Origin of the sequence: Pseudomonas sp. 21LCFQ02, from assembly GCF_024129895.2 — a bacterium.
Classification (GTDB): Bacteria; Pseudomonadota; Gammaproteobacteria; order Pseudomonadales; family Pseudomonadaceae; genus Aquipseudomonas.
This window is the reverse complement of record NZ_CM178749.1, coordinates 665,445-686,147: the sequence shown is the minus strand read 5'-3', so window position 1 is coordinate 686,147 and position 20,703 is coordinate 665,445. Positions and strand designations below refer to the sequence as shown.

Sequence of the window (20,703 nt, the reverse complement as noted above, 5' to 3'; positions counted from 1 at the left end):
CAGAATCGCCGCTCATCCCGCGATGCAGAGAGTCCTCCATGACCGATTCCTCGACCTATCGACTGGACGTTGCCGGCTTGCACGAGCCGCTCGCCGTTGCGTCCTTTTTCGGCACCGAGGCCATCAGTCGGCCCTTTGTCTTTGAGCTGACGCTGGGTGAGGGGTATTTCCATATATCCGCCGAGCAGCTGATGTACCGTTCGGCCTTTCTCGCCCTGGGCGCTGCCGGGGCCGGCTTGCACGGGCAGATCCAGAGCGTGCAACGCTGTGTCCAGGGGACGGGCGTTGTCTGCTACCGCCTGACGCTCGGACCACGCCTGGCCTGTCTGGCGCAACGCTATACGCCACGGGTGTTTCAAGACATGAGTGCGACGCAGATCATCACTCAGGTGCTCAGTGAGCATGGCATCGGGACCGATAGCCACCGCTTTCATTTGCAGGAGCCCTGTGCCACTCGGGCGTTCTGTGCGCAGTACCTGGAGAACGACCTGCAATTGCTACAGCGGTTGTGTGCCGAAGAGGGCATTCACTATCACTTTGTTCATGCGCGGCAAAACCATCAGTTGGTCTTCGGCAGTGGCTTGTTCGGTGCCCGGCGCATGGCGCCGGCTCCATGCTGTGAGGATCGGCAGAGCGCTGGCGTCAGCGATTTTACCCTGACCGGTCCGCAGGCCGGCAGACGGCGCGATGGCGAGGGGCGCAGCACGCTGATGGCGCTGGGCTGTGGACAACTATTGCCATTGACCGGGCATCCGCGTGCCGAGTGCAATCAGCTCTGGCGAGTGGTCCAGGTCGAGCATCATGGCGAGTCGTTCTACAGCAACCGCTTTGTCGTGCGTTCGTGGGAGGCGCCGGTGCATGTGCCAGCGGTGCCGCCGGTCAGTTTCCCGGCCTTGCTGCGCGCCTGGGTGGTCGGGCTTGACGGGCAACTGGCCGAGCGCGATGCGCGCGGACGGGTGCGGGTCCAGTTTGACTGGGTCATGCAGGGGGAGGGGGCACGTTTCGCCGATTGCTGGTTGCCCGTGCAGGCCGCTGTGCAGGTGCCACTGTGTGGCGGCATGCCGGTGCTGGTCAGCCCGTCCAGCGAAGCTGGCCGCGAACCGCTGGTGATCGCCTGTTTGCACGATCAGGCGCCCGAGACGGCCCCAGAGCATGTCGAGGCCCACTTTCCGATCGACTGGCTAACCGGTGCTCAGGATCGCCTGTGGCTCCAGAACGGTCAGCAACTGCAACTGGCTGCCGGTGCCAGATTGACCTTGCAGGTCGGCGCCAGCCGTCTGCATCTGGATGATGATGGTTTGATCCTGAGCGCCCCGCGCCTGAGCTTTAGCCCATCAGTGGGCGAACCAGCCATCGCTGCGGTTCAGGCGCCAGGCAATGATCCCAAGGGTCAGGCCACGCAGCAGCATGAACAGCAGGAAGGTCAGCCATAGCGCATGATTGTCCAGCGTCGAGGCCAGCACTGCGAAGGGCGCCAGTAACACCACGCTGACCAGCATCGCATTACGCATTTCCCGGGCCCGGGTGGCGCCGATGAACAGCCCGTCGAGCAGGTAACTCCAGACCCCGAGCAACGGTGTAAGTGCCAGGTAAGGCAGGTAGGTGAGGGCCGTCTCGCGGATCTGGGCAATGTCGGTCTGCATGAATACAAACCAGTGCCCGCCGAGGGTAAAGGCCAGGGCGAACAGCAGGCTGGCAATCAGCGACCAGCCGCCGGCCACTACCAGGCTGCGGCGCAGGGTGGTGCGGTCGCGGGCACCGATGGCGTGGCCGCACAGCGCTTCGACGGCGTGGGCCAGGCCGTCCAGGGCGTGGGCGGTCAGCAGCAAACCATTGAGCAGCAGCGCGTTGGCCGCCACCGTCGCATCGCCCAGGCGCGCGCCTTGCGCAGTGATCATGAACATCACCGATTGCAGCGCCAGGGTGCGCAAGAAAATATCGCGATTCACCCCCAGCAGTGGCCGCCAGTTATGCCAGCGCGCCAGGGCCTGCCAGAGCATCTGCCCCGGCCACAGACGCAGGCGGCGCCAGGCCAGCACCAGCCCCAGCAGTACGCCCAGCCATTCGGCGAGTACCGAGGCGCGGGCCGAGCCGACCACGCCCCAGTCCAGGCCAATCACGAACCACAGGTTAAAAGCGATATTGGCCAGGTTGGTGACCAGCAGGATCGCCAGCGGTGCCCTGGCGTTCTGGGTGCCGAGCAACCAGCCGACCAGCGCGAAAATGGCCAGGGTTGCCGGCAGGCCGTACAGCCGGGTGTAAAAGAACTCCAGGGTCAACTGATGCAAGTCGGGCGAAGCCTGCATCAGGTTCATCGCCGCCTGGCTGAACGGCAGCGCCAGGGTGATCAGCCCGATGGACAGGATCAGGGCCAGCAACAGGCCTTGCAGCAGAATTTGCCGCAGTGCAGCGCCATCTGCGCGGCCGGTGGCCTGGGCGGCAAAACCGGTAGAACCCATGCGCAGGAACACCATGCCCGAGGCCATGAAGCTGTACAGCGTCGAGCCTACCGCCACGGCGCCCAGTTGATGGGCGTGGGGCAAGTGGCCGATGACGGCGGTATCGACCAGCGCAACCAGCGGGACCGAGATATTCGACAAGATCATTGGCGTCGCCAGACCCCAGACCCGTTTATGGGTAGGGCGGTGACGCCAGTCGTGGATGAGGCTGGGCATGAGGATTCCTGGCAAGCGGCCTAGGGGCTGTTGACGTTTCATCACAACCGCGCCGAGGTCTGTTTTGTCGGCCTGCATAGGCTTTACTCTGTTGAAGTGTGTGTGACAAAACAGCCACGGCCCTGCGGGTTGCGCCCCAAATCGCGCCATGCTTCGTTGAAGGACTTGAAAAGGGAGCGACCATTTCCTGCGTCCTTCGCCTCGCCTGACACGATTTGGCGCTGCAACGAGGCCTGCGCTGAAACGTCAACAGCCCCTAGTGTAACGACTGGCCCGTTGGCATGTCGTGCTGAGAACGAAGTCACAAAGCCGCGGTCTATTGCCGCGATCTGCGCTGTATCTGACCGTGACTGCTATATAGTCACCCCTTTCCCATTGCTCCCGACGAGTGCCCCATGCTCAACAAAGGACTGTTCCTGGCTTGCGCGCTTGCGCTGCTTAGTGCCTGTGATTCCTCCTCGCCTGACAAACCTGCCGCGCCGCCCGCGCAGACATCGACGCCTGCCGCCGCTGCGACGACCAAGCCGAAACCGGCGGTTGATCTGCCAGCGCTGGCCAAGCGTTATACAGGGCGTGAAGTGAGCGTGGTGGATGTCTCGGAGATTCAGGTTGAAGGCGCCAGCACCTTGTCGGTGAGCTTCTCCGTGCCGCTGGACCCGGAGCAGAAATTCGCCGAAAAACTACACCTGGTCGACAGCAAGACCGGCAAGGTCGATGGCGCCTGGGAGCTGTCGGATAACCTGATGGAGCTGCGCCTGCGCCACCTTGAGCCGCAGCGCAAGCTGGTGCTGACCGTCGACGCCGGCGTGCGCGGGGTGAATAACAATACTCTGGCCAGCGAGTTCAGTGCCCGTCTGGAAACCCGCGACCTGCAGGCCACGGTCGGCTTTGCCAGCCGCGGCAGCCTGCTGCCGACCCGCCTGGCCGAAGGCCTGCCGGTGATCGCGCTGAACGTCGACAAGGTCGATGTGGAGTTTTTCCGGGTCAAGCCTGATCAGTTGCCCAACTTCCTGACCGAATGGGAAGGCTCGTCGAGCATGTCGGCGTATCGCTCCGAACAGCTGCTGCCGATGGCCGATCTGGTCTACGGCGGGCGCTTCGACCTCAAGCCTGCGCGTAACACCCGTGAAACCCTGCTGCTGCCCATCGGTGGCATCAAGCCCCTGCAAGAGCCGGGCGTGTACCTGGCCGTGATGCGCGCCTCGGGCAGCTACAACTACACCCTGCCGGCAACCCTGTTCACCTTGAGTGACATCGGTCTGTCGGTGCACCGTTACAGCCAGCGCCTGGACGTATTCACCCAGGCCCTGGAAGGCGGCAAGGCGCAGAGTGATGTGAACGTCGATGTTTACGACAACGACGGCAAGGTGGTTGCTCAGGGTAAAACCGACGGCAAAGGCCACGCGCAATTGCCGCTGCCCAACAAGGCTGCCCTGATTCTCGCGCACAAGGGCGAACAGACCAGCCTGCTGCGCCTGAACAGCCCGGCGCTGGATCTGGCCGAGTTCGACATCAGCGGTCCGCAGGCCCACCCGTTGCAGTTTTTTGTCTTCGGCCCCCGCGACCTGTATCGCCCCGGCGAGACCGTGCTGCTCAACGGCCTGCTGCGCGACCAGGACGGCAAATCCGTCAAGACCCAGCCCATCAATGTCGAAGTGCGCCGTCCTGATGAGCAGGTGAGCCGCAAGTTCGTCTGGGAACCGGACGCCAGCGGTTTGTACCAGTATCAATTGCAACTGGCCGACGAAGCCCCCACCGGGCGCTGGCAGTTGGTCTACGACCTGGGCGACGGCAAGCCGCAACTGTATGAATTCAACGTCGAAGACTTCCTCCCGGAACGTCTGGCGCTGGACCTGAAGGGCAGCGAGACGCCAATCTCGCCGGAGCAAAACCCGCAGTTCGAAATCACTGGCCGCTACCTGTACGGTGCGCCGGCCTCCGGCAACAGCCTGACCGGCCAGTTGTATGTTCGCCCGCTGCGTGAGGCGGTGGAGAAACTGCCGGGCTATCAGTTCGGTTCGATTACCGAAGAAGACCTCAAGTTCGACCGCGAGCTGGACGCCACCACCCTGGACGCCAACGGCGAAGCGGTACTGGACGTACAGACCGAATGGGCCAAGGCCCGCTCGCCGCTGAACGTGATTTTGCAGGCCAGCCTGCAAGAGTCCGGTGGCCGCCCGATCACCCGTCGCGTGGTTCAGCCGGTCTGGCCTGCCGAGCGCCTGCCTGGCCTGCGTGCGCTGTTTGGCAGCAGCACCGGCGAAGATGATTATGGCTACGGCGCTGCACGGGGCGAGGCCCAGACGGACGGCGACGGTCCGGCCGAGTTCGAAATTCTGGTGGCTGACGCCGCCGGTAACAAACTGGCTGCCAACGATGTGAAGGTGCGTCTGGTACGCGAGCGCCGCGACTACTACTGGACCTATTCGGACAGCGATGGCTGGAGCTACAACTACAACGAGAAATTCCTCAACCTCAGCGAAGAAACCCTGACCATCAACAAAGACGCCACCGCCAAGGTCACCTTCCCGGTGGAGTGGGGTCCGTACCGCGTCGAGGTTGAAGATCCGGCCACCGGTCTGGTCAGCAGCCTGCGCTTCTGGGCCGGCTACCGCTGGCAGGACAACGCCGAAGGCGGCGCGGTGCGTCCGGACCAGGTCAAGCTGGCGCTGGACAAACCGGCTTATGCCGATGACGCCACCGCCAGGGTCACCGTCACGCCGCCCGCCGCGGGCAAGGGCTACCTGCTGGTTGAGTCCAGCGAAGGTCCGCTGTGGTGGCAAGAGATCGACGTGCCGGCCGAAGGCAAGACCTTCGATATCCAACTGGACAAAAAATGGGCGCGCCATGACCTGTACGTCAGCGCCCTGGTGATTCGTCCCGGCGAGCGCAAGGCCAACGTTACGCCCAAGCGTGCCGTGGGTGTCCTGCACCTGCCGCTGGATCGCTCGCAACGCAAGCTGGGCCTGACCGTTACGGCACCGGAGAAGATGCGTCCCAAGCAGCCATTGAAGCTGAAAGTGGCTGCCAAGAACGCCGACGGCAGTGTGCCCAAGCAGGTTCAGGTACTGGTCTCGGCGGTCGACGTGGGGATTTTGAACATCACCCGCTATGCCACACCTGATCCGTTTGCCAGCCTGTTTGGTCGCAAGGAATATGGCGCCGACCAGCTCGACGTGTACGGCCAGTTGATCGAAGCAGGGCAAGGCCGGCTGGCCAGCCTGGCGTTCGGTGGCGATGCCTTGGCCAAGGGCGGCAAGCGCCCGGACACCAGTGTCACCATCGTCGCTCTGCAAAGCGCCCCCGTTGTCCTGAACGAGCAGGGTGAAGGCGAGGTTAGTGTCGATATTCCTGACTTCAACGGCGAACTGCGGATCATGGCCCAGGCCTGGACCGACGATCGCTATGGCATGGCCGAAGCCAAGACGGTGGTCGCCGCGCCGCTGATTGCCGAACTGTCGACGCCGCGCTTCCTCGCTGGCGGTGACCAGACCAGCGTGGCGCTGGACTTGGCTAACCTGTCCGGCAAAGCCCAGAAACTTGATGTGCAATTGTTCGCCGAAGGCCAACTGAGCATTCCAGGCGGCGACCAGAGCAAGACCGTGCAACTGCAACAAGGTCAGCGCACCACGCTGAAATTCCCGGTCCAGGCACAAGGTGGTCTGGGTCAGGGCAAGCTGCGGGTCAAGGTCGATGGGCTGGTCATTCCGGGCGAGGACCTGCCGCCGCTGTCGCGTGAATGGACCGTGGGCGTGCGCCCGGCCTACCCGGCGATGTTGCGTCATTTCCGCGCCGTGCTGGAGCCAGGCCAGGAGTGGAGCCTGCCCGAAGGCGCACTGCAAGCCTTTGAGCCGGCCGGCCGTGAGGCGCTGATGTCGTTGTCGAGCCGTCCGCCGCTGAACCTGGGTGAGCAGATCCGTGCCCTCAAAGCCTACCCGTATGGCTGTGCCGAGCAGACCGCCAGCGGCCTGTACCCGTCGCTGTATGCCGACGCCGCGACCCTCAAACGGCTGGGCCTGGCCGGCGAGCCGGATGCCGAGCGCAAGCGCAAGGTCGAAATCGGCATCGAGCGGCTGTTGGGCATGCAGCGCTACAACGGCAGCTTCGGCCTGTGGGGCGCCGATGGCGAAGAGGAATACTGGCTGACCGCCTACGTCACCGACTTCCTGCTGCGCGCCCGCGATCAGGGCTTTGCCGTGCCGGCTGAAGCCTTGAAGAAAGCCAACGAACGCTTGATGCGCTACCTGCAGGATCGCGGTCAGGTGCAGGTCAACTACAGCCAGAACGCTGAGCACACCCGTTTCGCCGTGCAGGCCTACGCCGGTCTGGTGCTGGCGCGCAGTCAACAGGCGCCGCTGGGTGCCCTGCGCACCCTGTTCGAACGGCGCAGCGATGCACGCTCCGGCCTGCCGCTGGTGCAACTGGCTGTGGCGCTGGAAAAAATGGGCGACAAACCCCGTGCCGAGCAGGCCCTGCGTGCCGGTCTTGCGGCCGGTCGCAAGCCCAATGAGTGGCTGGCCGACTACGGCAGCCCGCTGCGTGACCAGGCACTGATCCTGGCCTTGCTGGAAGAAAACAACCTGGGTGGCGAGGCGCGTAACCAGCGTCTGTTCGACCTGGCCGATCAACTGGCGGCCAGCCGCTACCTGTCGACCCAGGAAAGCAACTCGCTGTTCCTGGCCGGCCGCAACCTGCTGGGCAAACCGGAGAAAGACTGGACCGCGCTGTTGTCTTCGGCCGGCCAGAACCTTGACCTGAGCAACCGCCAGCCGGGGCAGAAACTTGCCGGTGCAGTGCTGGCCGCACCGCTGGCGCTGCACAACCAGAGTGGCGAAACGCTGTACCAGCAGTTGACCCTGTCCGGTTACCCGACCCAGGCACCGCTGGCCGGTGGCGAGAACCTGACAATCAGCCGCGAGTACCTGAGCCTGTCCGGCCAGCCGCTCAACGTCGAGGCATTGAAGACCGGCCAACTGGTGCTGGTGCACCTGCAAGTGTCGGCGCGTCAGCGGGTACCGGATGCACTGATCGTCGACCTGCTGCCGGCGGGCCTGGAACTGGAAAACCAGAACCTGGCGCAAAGCGCGGCCAGCCTGGAAGATGCCAGCGAGTCGATCAAGGGGTTCCGTGAGTCGATGGAGAACGCCAGCCTCAAGCACCAGGAGTACCGTGGTGATCGTTATGTCGCGGCGCTGGACATCGAAGGCAGTACCCGTCCGGTGCACCTGCTGTACCTGGCTCGTGCAGTAACCCCGGGTATCTACAAGGTGCCGCCGCCGCAGGTCGAATCGATGTACCGGCCGAACTGGCAGGCTCTGGGCGAAGCCCCGGCGCAGATGGTGGTCAGGGCTAAATAAACCTGACCCCGCAGGAGCCGCTTTAGCTGCGAAGCTTTCGCGGCTAAAGCCGCTCCTACGAGGGCGGTTACGGGATTATGGTTACGGGGTTGTAGTTACGAAATGATCCAGCTCAACAACCACAGCCCCAGCGCCAGCCAGATGATGCCGAGGATGATCGAGGCGCGCATGAAGGCGCGGATCGCCGAATAAAGAAACAGCAAGCCGGCGATCAGCGCCAGAATGCTGACCAGCGATGTATCCATGCCCAATGCCCGTGACAAGCCATCGACGAAGTTGCCCCCGGCATGCACGAACAGATTGAAAAACCACGCCAGACCATCGACCACAAAGCGGATCACCGCGCCGATCGCCTGGCCCAGCCACTCGAAGAAGCCTTCTACTTGCATGGATAATGTCCTGATTGAAAGGGGAACCTGTTTGCTTTGGCTGTCGGCCACTATCGCTGGTTCCCTGAGGGCGGGAGAGTCTTTGCTGTGAAATGGTTTTTTGTTGAGCGCCTGGGGCCGCGTAGCCGGCGCTGGTTACCGCTCATCTTGCTGGTTGTGCTGTTGCCGCCGCTGCTGTTGTGGCTGGCTGACCGGATCTGGCCGTTGCCATTGCCCAAGGATGATCTGGCCAGGGTGGTGCTGGCCGAAGACGGTACGCCGCTGTGGCGCTTCGCCGATGCTGATGGTGTGTGGCGCTATCCGGTAAGCAGCAGCCAGGTTTCGCCCTATTACCTGGAGGCGCTACTGACCTACGAAGACCGCTGGTTCTATAGCCACCCTGGTGTTAACCCGCTGTCGCTGGCCCGCGCCAGCTGGCAAAACCTCAGCGGTGCCCGTGTGGTGTCGGGCGGCAGCACCCTGTCGATGCAGGTGGCGCGTCTGCTCGACCCGCATGCGCGGACCGTACCGGGCAAACTGCGTCAATTGTGGCGCACCGTGCAACTGGAATGGCACCTGTCCAAGCCGCAAATCCTCGAAATCTACCTCAATCGCGCGCCGTTCGGCGGCACCCTGCAAGGCGTGGCGGCCGCCAGTTGGGCGTATCTGGGCAAGTCACCGCAACACCTGACCCGCTCAGAAGCAGCGATGCTTGCGGTGCTGCCCCAGGCGCCCAGCCGCCTGCGTCCGGATCGCCATCCGGAGCGGGCCCAGCACGCACGGGACAAAGTGTTGCGGCGGCTGGCCGAGTTCGGTGTCTGGCCGCAGTCCGGAGTCGATGAGGCACTGCAGGAGCCGCTGTTGCTGGCGCCCCGTCAGGAGCCGAGCCTGGCCCCCTTGTTGGCCCGCCGCCTGAACCGGCCGGACAGCCCGCCATTGATTCGCACCACCCTCGACGCCAGCCTGCAGCGGCGTATGGAAGACCTGCTGATGGGCTGGCGCGCACGGCTGCCGGAGCGCACCTCGGCAGCCATCCTGGTGGTTGAGGCCGAGAACATGGCGGTGCGTGCCTATGTCGGCTCGGTGGACATCAACGACACCAAACGTTTCGGCCATGTCGACATGATCAGCGCCCTGCGCTCACCGGGCTCGACCCTCAAGCCGTTCCTGTATGGCATGGCCATGGATGCCGGGCTGATTCACTCTGAATCGCTGTTGCAGGATGTGCCACGGCGTTATGGCGATTACCGGCCCGGCAACTTTTCGGCGGGGTTCGGCGGGCCGATTGCCGCCAGCTCGGCGTTGTCGATGTCGCTCAACCTGCCGGCGGTGCAACTGCTGGAGGTCTATGGCCCGAAGCGGTTTGCCGCCGAACTGCGCAACGGCGGGATTCCCCTGACCTTGCCGCCGCTGGCCGAACCGAACCTGGCGCTGATTCTGGGCGGTGCCGGCACGCGTCTGCAAAACCTGGTCGCCGGCTACAGTGCATTCGCGCGCGGTGGGGTCAGTGCCGATATTCGCCTGCAACCACAAGACGCCTTGCGCGAGCGACGCATGATGTCGCCGGGTGCGGCATGGATCATTCGGCGCATTCTCAGCGGCCAGTCACGGCCGGACCTCGACCCGCACGCTGAACTGGTGCAGCGTCCGCAACTGGCCTGGAAAACCGGCACCAGCTACGGCTTTCGCGATGCCTGGTCGATTGGCGTCGGGCCGCGCTTTCTGGTCGGTGTATGGATCGGCCGCCCCGATGGCACGCCAGTACCCGGCCAGTTCGGCCTGGCCTCGGCCGCACCGCTGATGCTGCAGGTCCACGATGTGCTGGCCAACCGCGACAGCCAGCGTGGGATCAATACCCCGGTGGCACCGGTGCCCTTCAACGTCGGCGTAGCGGCTATCTGTTGGCCGCTGGGCCAGCCGATGAGCAAGAGCGACCCGAACTGCCGCCGGCAGCGCTTTGCCTGGACCCTGGAGGGCACCACCCCGCCGACCTTGCAGGCCGCCGAGCAGCCATTGGGCCTGGGCCTGCTGGAAAAAGTCTGGGTCAACGCCGAAGGCTTGCGGGTCGATGCCAGCTGCGCTGGCGCCGTGGCCCGCGACATCGCCCTATGGCCGGCGCCACTGGAACCCTGGCTACCGCGCGCCGAACGCCGCGAAGCGCGCCTGCCTGCCATCGACCCTGGCTGCCCGCCGCAAGGCATCAGCATGGTCACGCCGCTGAGCATCGTCGGCGTGCGCGAGGGCGACAACCTGCGCCTGCCCGCCGGCAGCCGCCAGGCCCTGCACCTGAAACTCTCGGCACTTGGCGGCAGCGGCCGGCGCTGGTGGTTCATCGACGGTTCACCGGCGGCCGACACCGACAACCAGCAAGACTTCAACACCAGCCTCAACCGCTCCGGGCATTACCAACTCAGCGTGCTGGACGAAAGCGGCCAGACCGCTCAGGTGCAGTTCAACGTCATCGACTGAGTTGTTTTTAAACGCTCAAGTAAGTGGTTTGAAAACAGTCGGGTGAATCAGTTGTAGACCCCATACTGTTCAGTTAAGAGCACAAGTCTCGGTGGAGTTGGCTTGCCGGGGTGCCGGACCACAACGAAGGCAGCGGCACATTCGCAGCAGATGCTGTGACTTTACCGGCCCCTTCGCGACCAAGGTCGCTCCCACAAAGGCATGCGGCGGGTATGTGAACAGTATGGGTTGTAGACCATATACCGAATACCAAAATGCGAGCGGCTGCAAAACAACAGGAACGCCCCATAAATTAGTCATATATAACGTTCGTGCAGCCTGCAGATTATGGGCTTCACAAACTTCCCGGCGCCCCGTTTTTATTGACTTGCGTGCATTGAAAACAGCAGGCCAAAGATCAGGATATATATCCGGTTAATACCAATTTGAGAGTTGAGAGCGTTTAGCCAGAAGCGTGAGATGCCCCCAGGGACGACATGTTAAGGGGACCCCGGAGTCGGTGGGGTAAGCAATCACTTGCTGGATGGATTCGCTCATGAACACTCAACATTTCTGGAAGGCAGGCACAGCACTGATATTGGCCCTGAGCCTTGGATTGACCGGTTGCAGCAGCGGCGGTGGCGGCTCGAAAAGCCATGTAGATGGCTCGGGTAGCGCAGGCGGCACTGCGGGCACCGATGGCAGTGGCGCTGGCAGCGGTGGTTCTGGCAGTTCGGGCGGAACCGGCGCTACTGACGGTGGCGGTGGTAGTGGTAGCAGTGGCGGGACTGGTGGTACCGATGGCGGTGATGGCGGCGGCACAGGCGGCACCGGCGGCGGTACTGGCGGCGGTGGCTCTGGCGGCAGCGCCGGAACCGGCGGTAATGGGGGCGGTAACGGCGGTGGTGGTGGCGGTGATGATGACGGTGGCGTACAGATCAGCAGCCTCGCCACTGCGCAAACGGCCTCTGAAGGCGGCAATGCGCTCAGTGGTCTGGGCGATGCGGTAATCGGTATCGGCGAGGCATTCGCCACCCTCTCCCTCGGTGACAGCACCGACCTGACCGGTGGCGCCGGCGGTCTGATCGCTTCGGTCGGCATCGCCACCAACAGCCTCGGCGGCTCCGTGACCCAAGGCCTGGGTACTCTGGGCACTGACAGCAACGCACTGGGCATCACCTTGTCGGGTGCCGGCAAGGCCACTGCTGATCTGGGCGGCGGTGTCTCGGCGCTGGGCAGCGGCGTAGCGGCATTCGGTGCATCGTCGCAAATCGAACAGGTTCCGCTCGTGGGCGGTGTACTGAGCAAGACCGGCCAAGTGGTTGATGGGGTAGGGCAGCGCGTCACTATGCTCGGCAACACCCTGAGCGCTGCGACCACCAGTGGTCCTCTGGGCAACCTCACCCAACAAGTGGGCGATCGTCTGGTTCCAGTGGTCGCCATGGTCGAATCCACCACTGACAAACTGGGCACCGCCACAGGCCTGGGCGCGCCGGTCAGCGGTGTGCTGCAACAGGTCAAAGGTACCCTGAACAACCTCGGCACCGGTCTGGCCAACTCCACCGGTGGCGACAGCCCGGTCACGGCGGGGCTGGGCAACACCGTTGCAGCCTTGGGCAACACTCTTGGCAATGCTGGCGGGCTGGTCAATGCCGGCTCCATCGGCACCGGCACACCTGCCCCTGGCGGCAGTGGCGGTCTCGGCGGTGCCCTTGGCGGTATTGGCGGTGCCGGTGGTATCGGCCTGGTGGAAACCGTCGGTGGCGTGGTGTCCGGGGCCGGCAGCGGGCTGGCCAGCAGCACCGCTGGGGTCCTCAACGCAGTGGGCGTCAACGGCAACGCCATCGGCGGCTCGGTCGCCTCGCTCGGTACCGTGTTGGGCGGTAGCGGTACGCCTAATGCCGCAGTGGCCGCGCCGGTCGCCGGCCTGACCAGCAGCGTGGGCGCTGCGGTGGCACCGGTGGTCAGCAACGTGGTCAGCGTCACTCAGCAAGTCGGCGGTGCCACCGGTATCGGCGCACCGGTCAATGGTCTGCTGACCCAGGTCGGCGGTGCCGTGAACAATCTGGGCAGTCAGGTAGCCGGCACAGGCAACAACGCGGTCAGCAGTGCGCTGGGCAATACCGTCAGCAGCGTCGGCGCTACCGTGGCTCAAATCGGCACCGTAGTGAATGCCCCTGGTGCAACTCCAGGCACCGGCACTGCGACCGGTCTGGGCGGGGTGCTGGGCAATGTCACCGGGGCGCTGGGCGGGTTGGGCCGACAGTAGCTTTTGAGCGGCGAGCCGGTAGCGGCTTTTCACATAGCGCCTAAGCTGATTTCAGGCAGGGGAGTCGGAATGATCCCCTGCCTTTTTCTATATGAAATGCCGCTGCAGTATGGTCATGGAGTGTCCCTATGCGTGCATGTGTCCGGGTTCTGGTTCTGGGGGCTGCGGTTTGCCCCTGGCTGGTTCAGGCAGAGACTCTGCCGAGCTTTCTCAATAGCAATGACCGGCAGAACAACCTGCCGGTGCCGAATCTTCCTGCCGATGCTTATCGTCCTGCCGCGCCGGCCTTGCAACTGCCTGCCCCCGCACCGCCTGAAGCGGCGCCGCTGATGATGAGTACCAAAGTCGCGGTGCGGCGGATTCGCATCGAAGGCGGCAGCGTTTACCCACTTGAAGAACTGGCTGCCGGGTTCAAGCCGATGATTGGCCGCGATGCGACGCTGGGTGAACTGATCGAGGTCACTCGTGCACTCACCCAGCGTTATCAGCAGGACGGTTACCTGCTGTCTTACGCCTTTTTGCCGCCGCAGGACTTCAATGACGGGCTGGTGCGGGTGGTGCTGGTCGAAGGCTATGTGCGCGATTACCAGCTGCAAGGGGAGCTGGGCCGGGTGTCAGCGTATCTGCAACAGCTGGTCGACAAGATTCGTCAGGAGCGACCACTGACTCGCAAGACCTTCGAACGTTACACCACCTTGATGAGCCGTGTGCCGGGGGTGACCCTGCAGGCCAGTGTGCCGCCGCCGGGCACCACCGACGGCGCCACCACGCTGATCGCCACAGCGTCACGCAAGCCGTTCACCAGCAGCCTGGGGCTGACCGATGACAACCGCAAGGGCATGCAGGCGCTGCTCGGCCTCAACAGCAATGCACAGACGGCGATGGCCGAACAACTGAGCCTCAGCGGGCTGTTGCCGCCCGGTGATGACAAGGAGCACTACTGGCGGCTGGACTACACCCAGTACCTCAACGCAGAAGGCACTCAGTTGAGCCTGTGGGGCTCGCGCTACAAGGCCGACCCGCACACCCGGCTGGCGCTCGATAATGGCCTGGAACTGAGCCAGCACCGCGAGAACGACCGCCTTTCGCTGGGCATCAGCCACCCGCTGATTGCGGCCGCCAACGAGTGGTTGAGCGTCGGTACGCGCTTGTATGCGGTCAACGACAAGACCCGTTTCCAGGTGGTCGGCCTGCCGTTGAGTATCGAAACCCGCACCGACTTGCGCGCCCTGGCGGTCGAGGGTGACTGGCGCAAATCCACGGATCGGCAGTTGCGCATTCTCAGTGCCGGTGTCTATCAGGGCATCGATGGCATGGGGGCGAAAACCACCGATGAGCTGTTCGACCTGGACTTCTTGCGCCTGCGCGTCTCCGGGGTGCAGAGCGACCGCTTTGGGCAGCACTGGCAGGGGGTGTTGTCGGCAGCACTGTACTGGAGTGACGACAATTTGCCCGACAGCGAACGGGCGCAGTTTGGCGGGCAGAACTTCGGCCGCGGTTACCCCAACGACCAGGCCACCGGCGACAAGGGCTGGGGGGTGGCCTATGAGCTCAACTACAGCTTCAACCGCGATGATGGCCGCTGGCTGAAAGTCATCCAGCCTTATGCGGTGCTCGACGCTGCACGCACCTCGTTCAATGCCTTGCCAGTCAAGGACGCAAAAATGTCATCGGCGGCGCTGGGGGTGCGCTTTGGTGATTCGCGTTATTACAACATTGCCCTGGAAGCCGCCAAGCCACTGTCCGACCCCGGCCTGGACAGCTTCAACCGCAACCCACGCTTCACCCTGAGTTTCAGCTACCAGCTTTGATCCACAATAAGATCCGCCGGTGCAAACACGTTTGCACCGGCGGATGGTTTTGCAGTGTGATCAGGGGCTGACCTGATAAAGCTTCGGTTCGGGGAACAGGCTGTTGAGGGTTTCGATCAGACGCACGTGATAGATCGGTTTGCGGAACAGATCCAGCACCTGCAAACGCAGCAGGTCGCTGACATCTTCCATATCGGCGTGGCCGGAGGTGACGATCACCGGCAGGTGCTGGCGTGAGGTGTGTTCACGCAGGCGCTTGATGAGCTGGATGCCGCTTTCTTCCGGCATGCGCAGGTCGGTAATGACCAACGCGATATCCGGATGGCGGGTCAGCTCTTGCAACGCCTGTTTGACCGAGGACGCAGTGAAGCAGCAGAACCCCTCGCCTTCGAGCAGCTCTGCCAGTTCTTCATTGGCGTCCTCTTCATCGTCAACCAATAACAATTGTTGGCGGGCAGGTTGGACAGCCATAGATGGTTATTCCCTGTATAGGCAAAAGATTATCCAGAGTGGCTCCTTTGCATGGGCGATCGCCAGCGAGATAAACCTCAGGTCCCGGTCAGCCCGCTCTGTATTTTGGTAAAGATAGCTTTGACCTCGTTACCGATGGGCGTCATGAACGTCACGATCACGGCCGCGACCATCGCCGCGACAATGGCATATTCAATCGCCGAGGCCGCTTCCCGGTTTTTCATGAACGCAAGGACGCAAGCATAGGCGCGTACATACAGCTGAGTAATGAACATGGTTGTTCTCCTTGCACGTATTCAATGCAGTGAGCCTTCACTGCACCGCTGAATCTTGCGGGTTGCAACTACAGCATTGTCTGCAATGACGCGGCCCACAATCGTAATAAAGCATTAAACCTAAAGTTATAGCGGGCGGCCTTGCGCCCAATAGTCGTGAACGCGTCTGTATAAGCCGCTTATTTTCCACAGCTAATGGCGTTTTCGCATGGGTGATCTACATTCCTATAACGAAATGGAGCATGGAAATCACGACCCGATGCGTCGAAGTGGTCATGTGATGACAACCGGAGAGTCGTCATGAGCAGTCGCGTTACCCTGGCCCTGGCGGTGTTTTCCTTGTTGGGTGCGATTCTGGCCGGGTATCTCGGGGTGGTGATCAGTCGTGAGCCGCCCGCCCCCGCACCCGCTGTTGTCGACACCGCCCAGCCCCCGGCCGCGCCGGTCGAAGCCTTGCCGCCAGCGCCCACAGCAGCGACAACTTCAGCCGAAGAAGCGCTGCGCAAGAACGTCGTGGTGCTGGCCCGCGACCTGCCAGCCTATGTCCCCATCCAGCCCGAAGACCTGGTCATCGAGCGGCTCAAGGTCGCGCCGCAGGGCAGCTTCAGTACCTTTGAAGAAGTGCTCGGGCGCAACAGCTGGCGGCCACTGGCGGCGGGCAGTTGGCTGAATGCCGCCAGCTTCGAGGCCGGTGGCGGCCTGGCGCGGATGATCCGCCCGGGTGAGCGGGCGCTGGCCGTGGCCGTGGATGAGGTCGCCAGCGCGGCCGGGCATCTGAGCCCCGGCGACTATGTCGATGTCCTGCTGTACCTGCCGCAGGACACGGATAACCCGCTGCGTTCCAGCCAGGTGGTGGTGCCGGCATTGCGGGTATTGGGGGTCGGGGCGTTGCTCGGCCCGGCGCTCGATGGCAGCCCGGTACAGGCCTCCGGTGCCGATATCCGGGTCCAGCAAGAGCAGCAGCGGGGCAATGTGCGCAGCGTCGTGCTCGCCGTGCCGGCGCCGTTGCAGGACCGCTTGATGCTTGCCTCGCAGACCGGGGTGCTGCGGCTGGCGGTACGCAGCGCCGACGAAAGGCACCTGCAGCAATACTGGGCGGCCGACCCTGGCAGCCAGGACGTCGCCCTGCGCCTGGACTCGACCGCGCGCAGCCTGACGCGGTTTAGCCAACTGACCCTGGCGCCCGCACCGCGCCGCGATGACGCTGCTGCGCCGCGGGCGGTCAAGGCGATGGAAGTGATTCGCGGCAACCAGGTTACCCAACCGAACCCCTGATTTGAGCAAGGATGCAGTTGATGAGCAGTCGTTTCCTTTCGGTTACTGCGATGTGTGTGCTGGCAGGGGTATGGGCAGGCTCTGCCCGCGCGGCAGCCAGTGGCTGTGCGGCGCTGTCGGCCCTGCCGCCGGTGCTGGAAGTGGACCAGGGGGCACAACGCGATATCCGCCCCGGTGTGACGATTACTCGCGTTGCGGTGGGTGATCCGAAGATCGCCGATGTGCAGGCCGCTGGCACCCAGGGCGTGATTGTGACCGGGATCAGTAGCGGCGCCACCAGCCTGATGGTCTGGACCGGCTGCGCCAGCGCGCCGCAGCAGAGCATGGTGTTCGTGCGCGGCAAGGCCAGCGCGGCACTGGCTGAAACCGCGCGTAGCCAGGCCGGCCAAGAGCCGCTGCCGATTCAGGTGCAGACCGACATCCGCTTTGTCGAGGTCAGCCGCACCAAACTCAAAGAAGCCAACTTCTCGATTTTCGGCAAGGGCTCGAACAACTCACTGTTCGGCTCACCGGGAACGGTGCCCGGCTCGCTAGGGGTGACGCCGGGCATTGTGCCGTCGATTGTTGATGCCCCGGCCGGCACCGTGGGGCCGATCCTGCCTTCCAATACGGTGGTGCCGCTGAACAACAACATGTTCAACATCGTCTGGGGCGGTGGCAGCAGCAAGGTGCTGGGCATGCTCAACGCCATGGAGAACAGCGGTTTTGCCTATACCCTGGCACGGCCGAGCCTGGTAGCGCTGAGCGGGCAGAGCGCGAGCTTTCTGGCCGGTGGCGAGTTTCCGGTGCCGGTGCCCAACGCCGAGGGCAGCGGGATTTCCATTGAGTACAAAGCGTTCGGTGTGCGCCTGACCCTGACGCCTACCGTGGTCAGCAACGAGCGCATTTTGCTCAAAGTGGCGCCGGAGGTCAGTGAGCTGGATTTCACCGCCGGCATCACGGTTTCCGGCACCAGTGTGCCGGCGCTTAATGTGCGCCGCACTGACACCAGCATCTCCCTGGCCGATGGCGAGAGCTTCGTGATCAGCGGCCTGATCAGCAACAAAAACAGTTCGGAAGTAGGCAAGTTTCCAGGCCTTGGCGATATCCCGGTGCTGGGCGCGTTCTTTCGCAATTCGCAGATCAACCGTGAAGAGCGTGAGTTGCTGATGGTGGTGACTCCCCACCTGGTCCAGCCGCTGGCCCGTGATGCGCAACTGCCTTCGTTGCCCGGCGAAGGACTGCGCAATTACGACCCGAACTTCTACCGCATGATGTTTCTTGAGCGCGGCGACTTCGAGCGCCGCAGCGGGTTGTCGCAATGAGCCAGAGCCTGAGCCAGACCTTTCTGGCGATCACCCGTAACCCGGCCGACCTGGAATGGCTGCAGGGCGCCCTGGGCTCGTTGGGGCAGGTGGTCAGCGCCGGCTCCGGCAGCCTCGACGACCTGCTGGCGCTGGTCGATGTGACCTTCGCCAGCGTGGTGTTCGTGGGGCTGGATCGTGATCACCTGATGAACCAGAGCGCGCTGATCGAAGGCGCGCTGGAAGCCAAGCCGATGCTGGCCATCGTCGCCTTGGGCGACGGCATGGATAATCAGCTGGTGCTCACTGCCATGCGTGCCGGGGCACGCGACTTTGTCGCGTATGGCTCGCGCTCCAGTGAAGTGGCGGGCCTGGTGCGGCGGCTGGGCAAGCGCCTGCCGGCGGCGGCATCCAACCCGAACATGAGCGGCCTGACTGTGCTTTACGGGGCGCAGTGCGACGGCGACGGAGCACTGATTTCCAGCCACCTGGCGCTGGTGGTGCAGAAGACCGAACAGCGCACCTTGCTGCTGGACCTGGGCTTGCCACGCGGTGACAGCCTGGCATTGCTGGGCCTGGAGTCATCGTTCAGTTTTGGCGATGCGCTGCGTCACCTGCGTCGGCTGGACTCGACCCTGATCGACAGTGCATTTACCACCGCTGACAGTGGTCTGCGGATTCTTGCTTACACCGATGCCGATGACGACCTGGAGCGCTCCAGCGCCGCCGAGCTGTACATGCTGCTCAGCGCGCTGCGCCAGCACTTCCAGCACGTGATCATCAATCTGGTCGGCCAGCCTGACAGCGAGGCCTTGCGCACCCTGGTCAGCCATTGCGATCAATTGGTCTGGTACACCGACCAGAGTGTCATTGAGTGTCGGCGCAACCTGGCGATCCTCAACCTGTGGCGCGACAAGGGCATGAAGTTGCAGCACGCGGTGTTGCTGGTCGATCGCTATCTGCGCGCGGTGGCGCCGAATGCCGAGACGGTGGGCAAGACGTTCGGCCTGCCGGTGGTCTCGGTGCTGGCGCTGAGTCCGGAGTTGCGCCTGAACGCCAAGAATCAGGGGGTGACCCTGTTCGAGCTGGCGCCGCGTGAGTCGTTGTCGGCCGGTTTGCGGCAACTGGGCGAGCACCTGATCAGCCACTCCGGGCGAGCCGAAAAACGCACTGAAGGCTGGTTCAGCCGGCTATTGAGGAATCGCTGATGCCTGACAAACCGTTTGGCGCGTCTTCGCGCAGCCAGCAACCGAGCGATGATGCCCAGGGCCTGAAGCTGGTACTGCACCGCTACATCATCGACGGTATCGAAGAGCACGGCCGCAACCTGCTGGAAGGCTCGCGCCCGGCGCTGGCGCAGTTCGTCATCGACAAGGTCGCCGAGTATGTCGCACGTTTGCGGCTGGCGATTTCCCGGTACGAGATGGAGCGCCTGGCCGAAGAACTGGTGGATGAACTCACCGGCTTCGGGCCGCTGGAAGTGTTGCTGCGCGATGTGTCGGTCACCGAGATTCTGGTCAACGGCCCGGGCAAGGTGTTCATCGAGCGTGACGGGGTGTTGCACCATACCGACCTGCGGTTCATCGACTCGCACCATGTCGAGCGGGTCATGCAGCGCATCCTAGCCCCGCTGGGGCGGCGCCTGGACGAGTCATCGCCGATGGTCGATGCGCGGCTGCCCGACGGCAGCCGGGTCAATGCGATCATTCCGCCGATTGCCCTGGACGGTCCGTGCCTGTCGATTCGTAAATTTCGCAAAGACATGCTCAAGAGCGCTGACCTGGTGGCCACCCAGGCCATCGACCAGGCGATCTTCGAGTTCTTCCAGGACGCGGTGGGCAAACGCTGCAATATCCTGATCAGCGGTGGTACCGGGACCGGCAAGACCACCATGCTCAACGTCCTGAGCCAGCTGATCGACACTCACCAGCGGCTGGTGACCATCGAAGACGTCGCCGAATTGCAGCTGAGCCACCCTCATGTGGTGCGCTTGGAAACCCGCCCGCCGAATGCCGAAGGGCATGGTGAAGTGCGCGCCAGTGACCTGATCCGCAATGCCCTGCGGATGCGCCCGGACCGCATCATCCTCGGCGAGATTCGCGGGGTCGAAGTCCTCGATGTACTCACCGCGATGAACACCGGCCACGAAGGTTCGATGAGCACTGTGCACGCCAACAATGCCCAGGATGCTCTGCTGCGCCTGGAAACCCTGGTCGGCCTTACCGGCCGCCAGATTGCTGAAAAGACCCTGCGCCAAATGGTCTGTGCGGCGCTGGATGTGATTATTCAATTGACCCGTCTGCCCGATGGCCGGCGCTGTGTCAGTGAGGTGGTCGAGGTGGTGGGCATGCGTGACGACATCTATGTCACCAACACCCTGTTCCGCCTCGACAAGCGCACCGGCTATGGCTTCCACCGCGAAGCGGTGCATGCCGCGGGCGACAAACTGCGACCGATGTACTAGGCGCAAG

13 protein-coding genes are annotated in these 20,703 nt (G+C 63.5%); 9 read left to right on the top strand and 4 right to left on the bottom strand.

All coding sequences use genetic code 11. The features are described from left to right. Positions 1–38: 38 nt before the first annotated feature. Entirely contained in the window at positions 39–1,433 is a 1,395-nt protein-coding gene (locus NJC40_RS03170; RefSeq protein ID WP_253141581.1) for a contractile injection system protein, VgrG/Pvc8 family, read from the top strand. Here the strand turns inward: NJC40_RS03170 and NJC40_RS03165 are convergent. Further along, positions 1,335–2,675: an MATE family efflux transporter gene (locus NJC40_RS03165; RefSeq protein ID WP_253141584.1), complete on the bottom strand. Its 1,341-nt coding sequence runs from the start codon at positions 2,673–2,675 to the stop codon at positions 1,335–1,337. The genes NJC40_RS03170 and NJC40_RS03165 overlap by 99 nt on opposite strands. Positions 2,676–3,070: 395 nt before the next feature. Between NJC40_RS03165 and NJC40_RS03160 the strand changes: the two genes are divergently transcribed. Further along, a complete protein-coding gene (locus tag NJC40_RS03160) occupies positions 3,071–8,032 on the top strand; it encodes an alpha-2-macroglobulin family protein (RefSeq protein WP_253141587.1) in 4,962 nt (1,653 codons plus the stop codon). A 95-nt stretch (positions 8,033–8,127) separates the two neighbouring features. Here the strand turns inward: NJC40_RS03160 and NJC40_RS03155 are convergent, their stop codons facing one another. Beyond that, complete coding sequence (locus NJC40_RS03155; protein WP_045483941.1) at positions 8,128–8,421, bottom strand: hypothetical protein; 294 nt, start codon at positions 8,419–8,421, stop codon at positions 8,128–8,130. Between the two features lie 156 nt (positions 8,422–8,577). Between NJC40_RS03155 and pbpC the strand changes: the two genes are divergently transcribed. The 3 genes from pbpC to NJC40_RS03140 all read left to right on the top strand — a co-directional run bounded on the left by pbpC (position 8,578) and on the right by NJC40_RS03140 (position 14,928). Continuing rightward, positions 8,578–10,869, top strand: a complete 2,292-nt coding sequence (gene pbpC / locus NJC40_RS03150) for a peptidoglycan glycosyltransferase PbpC (RefSeq protein WP_492180548.1) — start codon at positions 8,578–8,580, stop codon at positions 10,867–10,869. A gap of 535 nt (positions 10,870–11,404) precedes the next feature. Continuing rightward, the gene (locus NJC40_RS03145; RefSeq protein WP_253141593.1) at positions 11,405–13,117 is read left to right on the top strand and encodes a collagen-like triple helix repeat-containing protein; all 1,713 of its coding nucleotides are present in this window, start codon (positions 11,405–11,407) and stop codon (positions 13,115–13,117) included. Positions 13,118–13,245: 128 nt separating this feature from the next. After that, positions 13,246–14,928: a ShlB/FhaC/HecB family hemolysin secretion/activation protein gene (locus NJC40_RS03140; protein ID WP_253141595.1), complete on the top strand. Its 1,683-nt coding sequence runs from the start codon at positions 13,246–13,248 to the stop codon at positions 14,926–14,928. Between the two features lie 60 nt (positions 14,929–14,988). On the opposite strand, the gene NJC40_RS03135 is transcribed toward NJC40_RS03140, so the two are convergent. Together NJC40_RS03135 and NJC40_RS03130 are read right to left on the bottom strand one after the other, a co-directional pair. Further along, positions 14,989–15,399 (bottom strand): response regulator, encoded by a 411-nt coding sequence (locus NJC40_RS03135; RefSeq protein WP_045483930.1) that lies wholly within the window; start codon positions 15,397–15,399, stop codon positions 14,989–14,991. Between the two features lie 77 nt (positions 15,400–15,476). Beyond that, positions 15,477–15,674, bottom strand: a complete 198-nt coding sequence (locus NJC40_RS03130; protein WP_253141597.1) for a Flp family type IVb pilin — start codon at positions 15,672–15,674, stop codon at positions 15,477–15,479. A gap of 300 nt (positions 15,675–15,974) precedes the next feature. Between NJC40_RS03130 and cpaB the strand changes: the two genes are divergently transcribed. From cpaB to NJC40_RS03110, 4 genes are read left to right on the top strand one after another with little or no spacing between them, the layout of a single operon-like run. Then, positions 15,975–16,949: a Flp pilus assembly protein CpaB gene (gene cpaB / locus NJC40_RS03125; RefSeq protein WP_253141599.1), complete on the top strand. Its 975-nt coding sequence runs from the start codon at positions 15,975–15,977 to the stop codon at positions 16,947–16,949. Between the two features lie 20 nt (positions 16,950–16,969). Continuing rightward, a complete protein-coding gene (locus NJC40_RS03120) occupies positions 16,970–18,253 on the top strand; it encodes a type II and III secretion system protein family protein (RefSeq protein WP_253141601.1) in 1,284 nt (427 codons plus the stop codon). Continuing rightward, the gene (locus NJC40_RS03115; RefSeq protein WP_045483918.1) at positions 18,250–19,440 is read left to right on the top strand and encodes a CpaE/TadZ family protein; all 1,191 of its coding nucleotides are present in this window, start codon (positions 18,250–18,252) and stop codon (positions 19,438–19,440) included. The genes NJC40_RS03120 and NJC40_RS03115 overlap by 4 nt, the downstream gene beginning before the upstream one ends. After that, positions 19,440–20,696: a TadA family conjugal transfer-associated ATPase gene (locus NJC40_RS03110; protein ID WP_253141603.1), complete on the top strand. Its 1,257-nt coding sequence runs from the start codon at positions 19,440–19,442 to the stop codon at positions 20,694–20,696. Before NJC40_RS03115 ends, NJC40_RS03110 begins: the two co-directional genes overlap by 1 nt. The last annotated feature ends 7 nt before the right edge of the window (positions 20,697–20,703 follow it).

Bases quoted from the DNA above. Each gene is read 5' to 3' on its own strand.
- NJC40_RS03170 (WP_253141581.1), top strand. From the start codon at position 39: ATGACCGATTCCTCGACCTATCGACTGGACGTTGCCGGCTTGCACGAG.
- NJC40_RS03165 (WP_253141584.1), bottom strand. From the start codon at position 2,675: ATGCCCAGCCTCATCCACGACTGGCGTCACCGCCCTACCCATAAACGG.
- NJC40_RS03160 (WP_253141587.1), top strand. From the start codon at position 3,071: ATGCTCAACAAAGGACTGTTCCTGGCTTGCGCGCTTGCGCTGCTTAGT.
- NJC40_RS03155 (WP_045483941.1), bottom strand. From the start codon at position 8,421: ATGCAAGTAGAAGGCTTCTTCGAGTGGCTGGGCCAGGCGATCGGCGCG.
- NJC40_RS03145 (WP_253141593.1), top strand. From the start codon at position 11,405: ATGAACACTCAACATTTCTGGAAGGCAGGCACAGCACTGATATTGGCC.
- NJC40_RS03140 (WP_253141595.1), top strand. From the start codon at position 13,246: ATGCGTGCATGTGTCCGGGTTCTGGTTCTGGGGGCTGCGGTTTGCCCC.
- NJC40_RS03135 (WP_045483930.1), bottom strand. From the start codon at position 15,399: ATGGCTGTCCAACCTGCCCGCCAACAATTGTTATTGGTTGACGATGAA.
- NJC40_RS03130 (WP_253141597.1), bottom strand. From the start codon at position 15,674: ATGTTCATTACTCAGCTGTATGTACGCGCCTATGCTTGCGTCCTTGCG.
- cpaB (WP_253141599.1), top strand. From the start codon at position 15,975: ATGAGCAGTCGCGTTACCCTGGCCCTGGCGGTGTTTTCCTTGTTGGGT.
- NJC40_RS03120 (WP_253141601.1), top strand. From the start codon at position 16,970: ATGAGCAGTCGTTTCCTTTCGGTTACTGCGATGTGTGTGCTGGCAGGG.
- NJC40_RS03115 (WP_045483918.1), top strand. From the start codon at position 18,250: ATGAGCCAGAGCCTGAGCCAGACCTTTCTGGCGATCACCCGTAACCCG.
- NJC40_RS03110 (WP_253141603.1), top strand. From the start codon at position 19,440: ATGCCTGACAAACCGTTTGGCGCGTCTTCGCGCAGCCAGCAACCGAGC.